At 49.6% G+C, this 11,963-nt stretch carries 12 protein-coding genes; 4 read left to right on the top strand and 8 right to left on the bottom strand.

Annotated features, from left to right (window positions below):
* Positions 1 to 134 precede the first annotated feature (134 nt).
* From AC50X8_RS22755 to AC50X8_RS22775, 5 genes are all read right to left on the bottom strand, one after another.
* Positions 135 to 1,127 (bottom strand): AraC family transcriptional regulator, encoded by a 993-nt coding sequence (locus AC50X8_RS22755; protein ID WP_056037373.1) that lies wholly within the window; start codon positions 1,125 to 1,127, stop codon positions 135 to 137.
* Between the two features lie 29 nt (positions 1,128 to 1,156).
* The gene (locus AC50X8_RS22760; protein ID WP_494881667.1) at positions 1,157 to 2,104 is read right to left on the bottom strand and encodes a DUF8832 domain-containing protein; all 948 of its coding nucleotides are present in this window, start codon (positions 2,102 to 2,104) and stop codon (positions 1,157 to 1,159) included.
* A gap of 122 nt (positions 2,105 to 2,226) precedes the next feature.
* On the bottom strand, positions 2,227 to 2,427 hold the full coding sequence (locus AC50X8_RS22765) for a copper ion binding protein (protein ID WP_056037375.1): 201 nt from the start codon (positions 2,425 to 2,427) through the stop codon (positions 2,227 to 2,229).
* Between the two features lie 28 nt (positions 2,428 to 2,455).
* The gene (locus AC50X8_RS22770; protein WP_056037437.1) at positions 2,456 to 2,770 is read right to left on the bottom strand and encodes a metal-sensitive transcriptional regulator; all 315 of its coding nucleotides are present in this window, start codon (positions 2,768 to 2,770) and stop codon (positions 2,456 to 2,458) included.
* Positions 2,771 to 2,994: 224 nt separating this feature from the next.
* Positions 2,995 to 3,861 (bottom strand): YitT family protein, encoded by an 867-nt coding sequence (locus AC50X8_RS22775; protein ID WP_056037378.1) that lies wholly within the window; start codon positions 3,859 to 3,861, stop codon positions 2,995 to 2,997.
* A 137-nt stretch (positions 3,862 to 3,998) separates the two neighbouring features.
* Here AC50X8_RS22775 and AC50X8_RS22780 point away from each other — a divergent pair, with 137 nt between their 5' ends.
* A complete protein-coding gene (locus AC50X8_RS22780) occupies positions 3,999 to 4,604 on the top strand; it encodes a TetR/AcrR family transcriptional regulator (protein WP_494881672.1) in 606 nt (201 codons plus the stop codon).
* A 74-nt stretch (positions 4,605 to 4,678) separates the two neighbouring features.
* Positions 4,679 to 5,884, top strand: a complete 1,206-nt coding sequence (locus tag AC50X8_RS22785) for an MFS transporter (RefSeq protein ID WP_056037386.1) — start codon at positions 4,679 to 4,681, stop codon at positions 5,882 to 5,884.
* Between the two features lie 147 nt (positions 5,885 to 6,031).
* Here the strand turns inward: AC50X8_RS22785 and AC50X8_RS22790 are convergent, their stop codons facing one another.
* Complete coding sequence (locus AC50X8_RS22790; RefSeq protein WP_494881674.1) at positions 6,032 to 6,598, bottom strand: PadR family transcriptional regulator; 567 nt, start codon at positions 6,596 to 6,598, stop codon at positions 6,032 to 6,034.
* Positions 6,599 to 6,717: 119 nt separating this feature from the next.
* Here AC50X8_RS22790 and AC50X8_RS22795 point away from each other — a divergent pair, with 119 nt between their 5' ends.
* A complete protein-coding gene (locus AC50X8_RS22795; RefSeq protein WP_494881677.1) occupies positions 6,718 to 8,166 on the top strand; it encodes a DHA2 family efflux MFS transporter permease subunit in 1,449 nt (482 codons plus the stop codon).
* Positions 8,167 to 8,312: 146 nt separating this feature from the next.
* Here AC50X8_RS22795 and AC50X8_RS22800 read toward each other — a convergent pair whose 3' ends face one another.
* Positions 8,313 to 9,791 (bottom strand): carboxylesterase/lipase family protein, encoded by a 1,479-nt coding sequence (locus tag AC50X8_RS22800; RefSeq protein WP_494881679.1) that lies wholly within the window; start codon positions 9,789 to 9,791, stop codon positions 8,313 to 8,315.
* A 337-nt stretch (positions 9,792 to 10,128) separates the two neighbouring features.
* Positions 10,129 to 11,331: an MFS transporter gene (locus AC50X8_RS22805; RefSeq protein ID WP_494881681.1), complete on the bottom strand. Its 1,203-nt coding sequence runs from the start codon at positions 11,329 to 11,331 to the stop codon at positions 10,129 to 10,131.
* A gap of 177 nt (positions 11,332 to 11,508) precedes the next feature.
* Here AC50X8_RS22805 and AC50X8_RS22810 point away from each other — a divergent pair, with 177 nt between their 5' ends.
* Complete coding sequence (locus AC50X8_RS22810) at positions 11,509 to 11,871, top strand: winged helix-turn-helix transcriptional regulator (RefSeq protein WP_056037398.1); 363 nt, start codon at positions 11,509 to 11,511, stop codon at positions 11,869 to 11,871.
* The last annotated feature ends 92 nt before the right edge of the window (positions 11,872 to 11,963 follow it).

An 11,963-nucleotide genomic window follows, 5' to 3' on the forward strand; every position in this document is an offset into this window, starting at 1 on the left:
TCACTTTTATTAGCTGATAAAATGAAACAGCCCTTCGGTCATCCCACAAGATGATTGAAGGGCTGATTTCTGTTATAACGCTGTTCACTCTGAAATTCATGAGTTCATTCAACGTGCGAGCTATAATTCAATTCCTATCCTACACTCCTCAGCGATTGCCTAAATTCCTGAGGCGTCATGCCTTCATGCTGGCGGAACAAGCGGCTGAAATATTCAGCATCCTCGTAGCCGCACAAATAGCTGATTTCCTGAACGGTAAGCTCAGTATCCAGCAGCAGCTGCGAAGCTCGTCTCAGGCGGATTCTCGTGAAATAAGAATGCGGCGCCATGCCTAGCCGCTCTTCAAACTGCGTGCGAAAATGGCTTTCAGAGAAACAACTTTCCCGGTACAGCTCCTCAAATGCCGCTGCCGAAATCGGCAGCTCTTCGGCAAGCTGCTCCATCCGCTGCACGAACATGATTATATCGCTGTGCTCCTTCTGCACTGTCGCTTGTTCGTTTTCATAGGGCTGCAGCGTTTGGAGCGCCTGCGGGCCGTCCGTTAAATTTTCGACCAGTTGCACGATCAAGTTCAGCATTTCAGCATCGGTACGCAGCCGCTGGTAAGCACCGCCCTGCTCATAGGCGCGCACCGTCCAGCCTGCACAAGCAAATAGCTCGTCCGTTGCCGATTCAAGCACTATCACATGAGGAAGCCAAATGGAATATGGCGCTGATTTTGATGCTGGCTCCTCTGTTACTGGCGCTGGCACCAGCGCTGATGCTGCCAATTCCGACTCCGTTTCGGAAGCCTCATTAGCATCAATGTGATGCAATAGCTCCTCTTTCAGCTGTACCCGCGGCTCCCAGTCAAAATGAATCGCAATATGCAGCTCATCCTCCTGCCCCTGTTCCAGCCCCTGCATCAAGCTGTGGGCGACGCCCGGCGGAATCATAATGACCGAGCCTTCCTTATATGCGGCTTGCTTGCCTTCAGAAGAAACGATACCGCTCCCCTTTAGCACAAAAATAAACTTATGATCGTAAATCGTTCTCGGTGCTGCCGCTTTCGAGCCAACGCTCAGATGGGCGAAGCGGACCGACGGCCTAGCCGTTCGATGCTGCAGCAGCTGTATGAAAGGAAGCAACGCCTCTCCTCCTTGCTTCTAAGTTAGGTTTAAGCTTGAATGTTCACGACGAAGGGGACGATAAACGTCTTCCCGCCGCGCTGAAATTGTCCCCATATTTTATATACACCAGGCTCTGGAAACTCGGTGGCAAAAACAGCATCCGGGCCCTTTGCAGCCTCATCCAGCGGATGCACATGCAAATATTTTGCCAAATCGCCGCTAATAATGACGACATGGCCCACAGCTCCCAAATAAGGCTCTAAATCTGTAACCGGCTCACCCGTCGCTGCATCCTCAAAGGTGTACGTGAGCTTAGCTTCCTCGCCCGCTTTCGTCGTTGACAGCGCGAGCTTCACCTGCTGTCCTTCCACCGTCTTCACAAGCTCTTGGTCTGCCTTCAGCTCGACTTTAGCGGCAGCTTGCCCCGTAACTTCCACCTCTGTACTCATCGTCTGCTGCGCGGCACCTGTTGGTATAAAATCGGCAAACAGCTTGTATGTGCCAGCGGCCGGGAACGTTTCCTTCACTGTAAATTTGCCGCCACTTTCATAATTCGGGTGTATATGTGAAAAATAGTTCAAGTCGCTGCTTACGGCAATCAAATGCATAAGCTTCTCATGATTCAAATCAAACTTCTCGATTGGCGCACCCGCATCATCCGTGACATTAAGCTCAATGGCTTCTTCCGCTCCTGCTGCTGGCTGTCCACTCTGGAAGCTCCACAACACATCGGCATTTGCCTGTTCATGCTCCATACCGTCCATATCCCCATGGCCGCCATGACCGTTATTGCTCCCCGCTTTTTCATCACTGCCATGTCCATTGTGTGCGCCTGACTCCGCAGCTTCTGGTGCAGCTGCCGGGCTGGACTGCTCATGCCCTTCATGACCGCTTGCGCTTGTGCCGCTAGTGTTTGCGCTATTCGAACCGCATCCTGCCAGCATGCCCGCAAGCGCGATCATCGTCATATAGAGCGCCGCTTTACTTTTTGCCATTTTCCTTTTCCCAACTCCTTTTTTAAAAAACACAAAAAGCCGCTCCTTCTCCAAAGCCCAAACCATCTTGCTATGTTCGCTTCGGAAAAAGAGGGCTCTGCAAGCTTAGCTTATGCCCCGTGTTATACGACGTCGAAACCGGTGTTTTCAATCGCTTCTTTAATGGAAGCCAGTGATACTTTCTCTGCATCAAACTCCACCGCTACTTGTCCAGCTGCTAAATCGACTTTACCGCTTGCTCCCGCTTCATTTACAGCTTTCTCCACCGTGCTCACGCAATGTCCACAGGACATGCCTTCTACTTTAAGTATTACATTTTCCATCTTTATAGCCTCCTTGAGTAATGTTTTATTATTTCATTAATTTCTTAACGGTAATCAACAGCTCGTCAATAACTTCATGCTCGCCTGCCTGAATGCGATCGACAATACAGCTTTTCATATGCCCTTCCAGCAGCAGCTTGCCTACCCCGTTTAATGCCGATTGCGCAGCTGCTATCTGAGTGAGCACATCATCGCAATACGTATCCTTCTCAATCATCGCCTTCACGCCGCGGATTTGACCCTCCACCTTGTTCAAACGCCTGATCAAATTCGCTTTCATATCATCGGAATGGTGGCTCAGACGCTCCTTGGACTGGTCATCGCCTGCACCACCTGAATCCATATGCTGATGCAAACAAGCCGATTTCGTTTCTTTGTCCATAATAATACCTCCAGGGGGTATAGCATAAGCTTATTTTTATATTAACATACCCCCATAGGGTATGTAAAGCCATATAAAAGGCTATATGCATAGAATCAAAAACAGCAGCTCCAGACCATAAATGCGTGTCCTGAACTGCTGCTTTTGGGAAAAATAAGATCATATAGGGTCGGGCATGAGTTCGTTTAGTGAATTTCTTTCTTGCTAAAGTTGCCGCCGCTCACATCAGATACATGCTCAATGGCAACGAATGCGCGGGGATCAATGTCATGGACGATTGATTTAAGCTTCGCCACTTCCAGACGGTTGACTACGCAGTAGATCATTTGTGTTTCTTCTCTGGAGTAGCCGCCCCTTGCCTGGATATACGTTGTGCTTCTGCCCAAACGGCTCATAACAGCTTCAGAAATTTCCTCGTATTCGGCAGATATAATGGTAACCGATTTGGATTCGTCGAGACCCTCCACCACAATATCCATCACTTTCGTCGCGATATAATACGTGAACATCGAATACATGGCGGAATCCCATTTGAAGACGAAGCCCGCCAAAATAAAGATGAACACGTTGACGATCATAATAAATTGTCCAACCGGCATGGAAAACTTCTTCGAGGCTAAAATCGCCAAAATTTCCGTGCCATCCAGCGATCCGCCGAAACGGATAACGAGACCGATACCACCGCCAAGAATAATACCGCCGAACAATACAGCAAGCAGCTTATCCTCTGTAAAAGCGTCCACGTGATGCAGCATTTGCGTCGTTACGGACATGACCACGATACCGTATAGAGTAGATATCGCAAACGTTTTACCAATTTGCTTGAAGCCGATGAACAGGAATGGCAGGTTCAAGAGGAAAATAAAAATACCCAGAGGCTTGTCAGTCAGGTGAGAGATCATAATCGAAATACCGGTAATTCCTCCGTCGATGACGCTATTTGGGACGAGGAACAATTCCAGTGCGACGCCCATGAGGACGGCTCCGATTGTAATAAACAGCGTTCTTTTCAAAATTTCAAGCTTTGAAAGTTTCTTATGCGCTTTTGCCATGCTTTGCCTCCGACTATTTTCTTTTAAGACTAGCATAGAAATGGATATTTTTCAAAACAACGGCTGGAAATATTGCAAGATTGTCGTCACTCGCATATAATTAGACCGATCAGTCGGTCTAGTAGGAGGGACAGCAAATGGTCAAGGGACGTTCAGATGGTGAAGAAACCAAACGCCGCATCGCCTCCACGGCAAAGCAGCTGTTTGTCCAGAAAGGCTATGGCGCCGTTTCCATGAACGAGGTATGCGAGAGCAGCAAGGTCAGCAAGGGCAGCCTCTATCATCATTTTCCGAGCAAGGAGCAGCTTTTCCTTGCGGTGGCCGAGGAAGATAGTGAGCAATGGCGTTTGGCATGGGATCGTAAACGTGAGAAGCTGACTACTGTTGAGGAGCAGCTTTATGCACTTGCAGAGCATTACGCCCATGACTTTCAAAATCCGCTTATGAAAGCCATGGAGGAATTTTCGCGCAGCCAGGCGTTCACACAGGAGGAAATCTTCAATCGCCTTCTCCAGATCATGAATAACGCATCGCAAGCCTGCCGCGAACTTATTCGCGAGGGGCAAGCCAGCGGCCTATTTGTTGCTAGTGATGAGGAAGAGCTTGTTTTGATTGTCAGCAGCATGATGGAGGGCCTTGGAAAAGTGTATTATACGATTGACCGGGAGCAGGAACCGGATCGGGTCTCTAAGCTGTTTCATCTGGCAGCCAAGCTGCTGTTGAATGGTATACGCGCTAAGTGAAGGATAGCTGGCGCTTTTTTTTTAGCTAATAATTAGACCGGTTGGTCGGTCTACAAACGAAGGGAATGGATACCATGTTATATCAGAACCGTACTTTTCGCATTATTCTTTTTTCTGATGTTATGCAGCAGCTAGCGATTTGGATTCGCAATATGGCACTCCTCTTTTTTGTCATGGAGCAGACGAATGGCAATAAGGTAGCCGTATCCCTGCTGTCCATTTTGGAATATGCGCCGATTCTTATCTTTTCCATCGTTGGCGGCGTGCTTGCCGACCGCTGGAATCCGAAGCGCACGATGATTGCCAGCGACCTGCTCAGCGCCGCATCGATTGGCGTCATTATGCTTATGCTGGCGAATGATTGGTGGGAAGCGCTGTATGTATCCGTATTCGTATCCGCCATCGTCAGCCAATTTTCACAACCTTCATCAGCGAAGGTGTTCAAACGCCATATTCCTGAGGATCAGGTTCCCGCCGCAGTTGGCCTTTCGCAAAGTCTATCGTCATTGTTTCTTATTCTCGGTCCGATTGTTGGAACGGCGATTTATCAGTGGGCAGGAATCACTACATCGCTGCTTGTGCTGCCTGTGTTATTTCTATTGTCAGCCACCGCGCTTACACTGCTGCCTAAGGAAAACAAGTCACAGGAACGTTCAAACGTTTCCCTTAAAAATGATTTAACCTCCGGCTACCGCTTCGTTATGGCTGAGAAAAGCTTACTCCGGTTATTTCTAACCTTCGCCTTCATCGGGCTGGCAGCCGGACTCGTTCAGCCGCTTGAAATATTTATAGTGACTGAAAGGCTTGGCCTTAGCAAGGAAAATGTGCAGTGGTTTGCCACCGCCGACGGCATAGGCCTGCTGCTGGGCTCGCTGCTTGCAGCACTGTTGCCCAAGCTGCTTCAAGCTAAATTTTTGCTGCCGCTTGCACTCGCCTTTCTTGGCATTACCTTTATAGTGGAAGGGTCCTCTATCTGGCCGCTGGTGACTGGAGCATTCCGCTTCGCCAATGGCATGCTGCTCGCCGTTCTTAATACGGCAGTTGCCAGCTTTGTCATTGCGAAAATTCCCGACGGAATGGTCGGCAAGGTCAATGGTCTGATGACCCCCTTGTTCATAGGGGCGACCCTGCTTGGCACAGTTGTATCCGGACTGCTCGCGACTTCAATCGGCTTGGTTCCCGTTTACCTCATAGCGGCAGCCGTATGTTTGATATCTGTTCTTCCCTCGCTCAAGGTGCATTTTCAGAGAAGTGACGCAGCCGCCTCTCGAGAAGCATAAAAGCTGGTACGAAGCAAAGCCCAATCCACTCTACATAGAGGATTGGGCTTTGCTTCAGAGTTAATTACATCATTTTCCTTTTGTAATATAATCTCGACCAGAAAAACACGGCGCTTCCTCCGAGCATAATCGTGAACTCCCAGCCCGTCAGCCTTCCAGCCATTCGCTGGCTTCAAGCTCCTTCATTGCCCATTCGCAAAAAGCTAACGAAGTCCGCGTATCCATCATTCGTTTGCTAATCAGCAAATAACGCCCGAGCAGCCGCGCGTTCTGCTTGCGCGCATCCTTCCCGCTTACGCGCTTCTCCTCCAGAGTACGCATCAGTCCATCGTAACGCTCCAGCTCGCTCCGGCAAAAAGCTTCGCGAGTAACGAGCAACGCCTTTGCCTTTTCCGGCTCTGACAGCCACAAGCCATACAGCTTAAAATGCAGCTCGTCCCGCAGCACAGGATTTTCCGCTGGCAGCTCCACCCATCTTCCCAGCTCCGTTAGCCCTTTATCGGTAATGGAATATTCCTTCTTGTCCGGCTTATCCTGCTGCTCAATCCGCTCAAAAGCGATATAGCCGTTTTGCTCCAGCGCAGCAAGCAGCGGGTAAATTTGACTGTGGCCCGCCTGCCACAGCGGCTTTATTTTTTGCGCCAAATCATAGCCTGTTAGTGGACTAGCGCTTAGCAAAGCAAGCAACCCGTAGGATAAAGTGTTTAATCGCATCGTCTAACGGCCTCCCAATATGTCATTATTGACATATAAAATGCATAAGTGTAACATAGATAACACAGAATATTATATGTAAAAGTAGACATATAAGCAATGACAGGAGGACATTTGTTTTGGAGGAGCAGACAACTACGATACGATTTTGGCCGATTATGATTGCGATTTTCTTCGGAACGTTCCTTTCTGTGCTCAGCACAACGACGATTAATATTGCGCTTCCACTGCTAATGGATCATTTCCATTCGGAGCTTTCAACAATGCAGTGGATGGTGACGGGCTTTATGCTGGCAACCGGAGTCATTTCACCACTCGTCGGGTATTTGGGAGGACGATTCAGTTATAAACGATTATATTTATACGCGCTGGTCGGCTTTACGCTGTTTTCGTTTTTGTGCGCAACCGCATGGGATACGACGTCGCTGATCGTATTTCGAATGCTGCAAGGGGCATGCAGCGGGCTTATTATGTCCTGTACGATGACGATAATATTTCAGGTTGTGCCGAAGGAGCGCCGGGCATTTGCGGTTAGCCTATGGTCGCTGTCGGCGATGGTCGCGCCTGCGATTGGACCGACTTTCAGCGGCTGGCTGCTGCAGCAGGCAAGCTGGCATTGGTTGTTTTTGTTCAATGTGCCGATCGGGCTGATTGCGATTATTTTGACCCAAAAGCTGATTCCTTATTATCGGATGAACATCCCGAAATCGCTCGATATACCGGGCATCATGACCGTTATTCTCGGCAGTCTGGCGCTGCTCGTAGCTTTCAGTGAGGGCAACAGCTGGGGCTGGAGCTCATGGAAAACGCTGCTGCTTATGGCTGCAGGCGTCGCTTTGCTAGGCCTCTTTATTTGGCGGGAGCTGACGGCCAAGGAGCCGCTGCTGAATTTGCGGGTTTTCCGCATTCGCCGCTTTACCGTCATGCTGAGCATTTATGGCATGGTGACGGTGGCGCTGTACACGGGAACGTATTTGACTCCGCTGTTTTTGCAGCAGGTGCAGCTTGAAAGTCCGCTTGCAACAGGGCTGATTTTGCTGCCCTCCTCCGTCATATTGGCGCTTCTAAGCCCAATAGCCGGAAAGCTGTACCCGAAGCTTGGAGCGGTGAAAATGATCAGCATCGGCATCGTATTTATTTTCGCAGGGCTGTTTATGCTGAGCTGGCTGCATATGGATACGGCGTACAGCTTCATACTATGGGGAATGATCATTCGCAATATTGGGCTTGGCTTTGCTTCCGTTCCGAGCAGTACCGCCTCCATGGAAGAAATTCCGCCTGAGTGGTCCGGTCATGCCGCTTCCATCAGCAACTGGATTCGCAATGTGCTCAGTTCCTTCGCTATTGCAGTGTTTACGGGACTCATTTCCAGCCGTTCCGCCATCCATAGCAGCGAGCTCATCCAGTCTGGCGCTACCGATACGAATACGATCCGCTTGATGTCGTTCACAATGAGCATTAATGATGTGTTTGTGGTCGGTGCCATTACAGTGCTGGCCGGCTTCCCTCTCTTGCTGCTGCTTAAACAGCGGAAAGGGCGGGCGGCGGTTTTGCAGCCAAGCAGGTAATGGATGATGGATTGATGGGATTATGAACACCAAAGCACCAAACACCATTACAACAAAGCCACACTACAACAAAGCACCAATGAAATAGGCAATTGCGCCTGCTTCATTGGTGCTTTTCGATTTGAAGCTTATTTTATTCTGATGCTTTACAGCTCCAGCAGCTCGCGCTTTTGGGCTTCAGGGTCAGCAATCACTTGAATGCTATGGTTGAAAATGAGCGTCGAACGCTCCGGCTTGCTGTATGCAGGCCAAGTGACATTTTCAACATTAGGCGCACCCTGTTTGGCGAAAGCAAGCCACGCATCCTGCATGCGCCAAGCTAACTGCCTCATGGACTCATCGGGTGTAACGCCCATGCTCTGCATTTGCTCCAGCGTATTGAACACAAAGAAGATTTCAATGGCGTGAATCGCTTTATTCAGCAGCGGATGCTCTGGCAGCACCCAGTCAAAACGATACATCCATACAGGCGCATGCTCGCTTTGTGCGGTGGCGAACTGCAGGGACGAACGCCAGAAAAAGGCTTCGGTCATCATTTGCGCTTGTCCGTCTGACGTTTGCGGATAAGCAGCCGCGGCTGCGGCGGCGTTTTTGATATCCGGCGCCATAAAAGCCAACGCTTTGGACATATCAAGATTATCATCAAAAGGCATATCGGGCCGGATGAAAAAATGCCCCTCATTCAAATTCGTCCCGATTAGCAGAGGAATGTCTTCCGCTGCCCCTTCCTGAATGGCCTCCAGCGGCGTCTGTGGAAGCGTCGCTACGTCGGGCACCGGTTGAAACAGCAGCGCAAACCGGTCTCCCGCCTGCTCCTTCAGCTTTTCTCCTGCTGCAAAAATTTGCTCCGCCGGCACGCTCCTTAGCTTATCCAGCTCAGATGGGCTAATGCCGAGAACTTGAAGCAGTCCTGCCCGGATGGCATCCGCTTGCTGAGGCGCAATGGACTGCGACGCTCCGCTTTGCATAATGGCACGGCTGTACAAGCCTTTCGCCTTCGGCATGGCCAGCAGCGCTGCAATGCTCATACTGCCTGCGGATTCGCCAAAAATTGTGACGGCAGCGGGATCGCCGCCGAACGCCGCGATATTATTTTTCACCCATTCCAGTGCTGCTATTTGATCTAGAAGTCCTGCATTCGATACGAAGGAGCCGCCAAGCGGCGCGAGATGCAGAAACCCGAACGGTCCTAGCCGATAATTTATCGTCACGACGATCACATTTCCTCGCTTCACCAGCTCTGATCCATCATAGAGAGGCAAGCTTCCTGCTCCAGTCAAGAAAGAGCCGCCATGAATCCATACCATAACTGGAAGCGGCGCGGCTGCATTTTCAGTAACGGCTGCTTCCGGTGCCCATACATTCAAATAAAGGCAATCTTCAGATTCGAGGAACGCACCTGCGGCAAACTCCGCTGACGTCCCATTATGTCTCGGCTGTATATTTTCAGGGCCAAAATGGAAAGCTTCTCTGACGCCTTCCCACTGCTCAGGCGGAACAGGCGCTGCAAATCGCAGCTCATCTACTGGCGGCTTGGCGTAGGGAATTCCCTTCCAAACGGAAACTCCGTTTAACTGCTGCCCTTTAACCGTGCCATCCTTCGTGTTTACCTCGATCGTTGACATGCTTCACTCTCCCTCATTGCCCATAATGAAACGCAAAAAATGTTGAAAACAAACGAAATGACCGATTTGTTCTTTCGGTCAGTCCCTTATTATTTATGATAGCAAATGGGCGTCCGCTTATCAATTTTATGCCTTTTTCACTTCTAACTTCCCGATCCTAAGGGGCTTCTAATTCCATCCATAATCCATTTAATGATGAGCTGTTTTTGCTAAAGGAAATATACTTGGATGGAGACGAATAAGGATTTATTTTAAAAAATGCAAAAAGCCGCCCCCGCCATTTTACTGACGGATGGACAGCCCTGTTATTATTGCAGATTGTATACTCCCGCTAAAATCACGCCGCTTTCTGACTTCCCTTCTGGTCCTTGCGTTCCAGCGCCATGCTCCACCCACTCAGCAGCACCGCTCCCAGCACCATCAACGCGCCGATCCAGGTCGTATGAATAAGCCCGATGGAAGCAGCAATAATGCCGCCAAGATAAGCGCCGATAGCAATCCCTGCATTAAAGGCAGCAATATTAATCGCCGAGGCCACATCAACTGCACGCGGCACGAACCGTTCGGCCAGCATCACAACGTACACCTGCAAACCCGGCACGTTCATAAAATGCAGCAGTCCCATCGCAATAATCGTCACTAGACCGATAATTTTGAAAGGCGCCGTAAATGTCAGGATAACGAGCACAACGGCCTGCACCATAAACATATAAAACAAAGCAACAATCGGGTTGCGGTTGGCAAGCTTTCCGCCAATCATATTACCGAGCGCAATCGCAATACCGTATACGAGCAAAATAACCGTGACCGTTCCCGATTTAAATCCGGTTATTTGCTGCAATAGCGGGGATAAATAAGTGAATACGACAAATGTGCCACCGTAGCCCAAGGCGGTGATGGCGAACAGCAGCAATAGCCGGCCATTTTTGACCAGTTGCAATTGATCTTTAAAGGAAGAACGAGCCCCTTTGCGCAAATCGCTTGGAATGAGCAGCATATTCGCGATAAATGCAAAAACGCCGACAATTACAATAGCGACAAAAGCCGTTCGCCAGCCCCACAGCTGGCCGATAAATGTACCGAGCGGCACACCGGTTACCGTCGCAACGGTCAATCCGCTGAACATAATTGAAATCGCGCTGGCACGGCGGTTCGCCGGAACAAGGTCTGCCGCAATCGTCGAGCCAATCGACATAAATAGGCCATGCGAAAAAGCCGATACGATGCGGGCAATCAGCAGCACCTCAATGCTCGACGACGCGGCCGCTAAGCTGTTGCCGATAATGAAGATGAGCATAATCCACATGAGCAGCGTTTTACGCGACAAGCTGGACGTTAGGGATGTAAGGATGGGAGCCCCAATCGTTACACCCAGTGCATAAAGCGAAACGGTCAGCCCCGCTGTCGGCAGCGATACCTGCAAGTCCTCTGAAATCAGCGGCAGCAGCCCGACGCTTATAAATTCCGTGGTACCAATGGCAAATGCGCTAACGGCGAGAGCCAGCAGTGCCAATGTGCTTCTTTTTTGATTAATAGTCATGCTATATTGCCTCCTATTCTGTCGTGTATCTATTGGGTACGGTTCACTTCGCGAGTAGCCGCAATGGATCGATAAATGCTATGATAGGTTATATCTATCCAAATGAATAGTACGTACTTTTCAGTACTGTAGGCACTAAAAAGTACCTATAAATACCGATCAGCAAGGAGGAGCAGCATGACGAAGAAGAAATACAATATTTCCGTAGAAGCGACGCTTGAGGTTATCGGAGGGAAATGGAAATGCGTCATTCTGTGCCATCTCACCCACGGCAAGAAGCGGACTAGCGAGCTGAAGCGGCTCATGCCAGGCATTACGCAAAAAATGCTCACTCAGCAGCTCCGCGAGCTGGAGGACGATGGAATCGTGAACCGGATTACGTATAATCAGGTGCCTCCTAAGGTCGAATACGAGCTGACCGAATACGGACTCAGCCTCGACAGCATTTTGAGCGCCCTCTGCAATTGGGGTGAAGAGCATATTATCCGAATTTATGGCGATAAGTATTCGATGCTGGAGGAAAGTGTTTTGAATAAATAAGCACAGTCTGCTGCTTATTAGCGCGACGATGTAGTTGTAGAGATAGTATTGGAGTTTAAGTGTCACGGGGCTTTTCTAAAGCTATTCTAAAA

The organism is Paenibacillus sp. JT22N15, from assembly GCF_059383755.1.

What these genes read in the sequence shown, in the direction of transcription:
- AC50X8_RS22760 (WP_494881667.1), bottom strand. Translation starts at nt 2,104, where the DNA reads ATGGCAAAAAGTAAAGCGGCGCTCTATATGACGATGATCGCGCTTGCG.
- AC50X8_RS22765 (WP_056037375.1), bottom strand. Translation starts at nt 2,427, where the DNA reads ATGGAAAATGTAATACTTAAAGTAGAAGGCATGTCCTGTGGACATTGC.
- AC50X8_RS22770 (WP_056037437.1), bottom strand. Translation starts at nt 2,770, where the DNA reads ATGGATTCAGGTGGTGCAGGCGATGACCAGTCCAAGGAGCGTCTGAGC.
- AC50X8_RS22775 (WP_056037378.1), bottom strand. Translation starts at nt 3,861, where the DNA reads ATGGCAAAAGCGCATAAGAAACTTTCAAAGCTTGAAATTTTGAAAAGA.
- AC50X8_RS22780 (WP_494881672.1), top strand. Translation starts at nt 3,999, where the DNA reads ATGGTCAAGGGACGTTCAGATGGTGAAGAAACCAAACGCCGCATCGCC.
- AC50X8_RS22785 (WP_056037386.1), top strand. Translation starts at nt 4,679, where the DNA reads ATGTTATATCAGAACCGTACTTTTCGCATTATTCTTTTTTCTGATGTT.
- AC50X8_RS22790 (WP_494881674.1), bottom strand. Translation starts at nt 6,598, where the DNA reads ATGCGATTAAACACTTTATCCTACGGGTTGCTTGCTTTGCTAAGCGCT.
- AC50X8_RS22800 (WP_494881679.1), bottom strand. Translation starts at nt 9,791, where the DNA reads ATGTCAACGATCGAGGTAAACACGAAGGATGGCACGGTTAAAGGGCAG.
- AC50X8_RS22805 (WP_494881681.1), bottom strand. Translation starts at nt 11,331, where the DNA reads ATGACTATTAATCAAAAAAGAAGCACATTGGCACTGCTGGCTCTCGCC.
- AC50X8_RS22810 (WP_056037398.1), top strand. Translation starts at nt 11,509, where the DNA reads ATGACGAAGAAGAAATACAATATTTCCGTAGAAGCGACGCTTGAGGTT.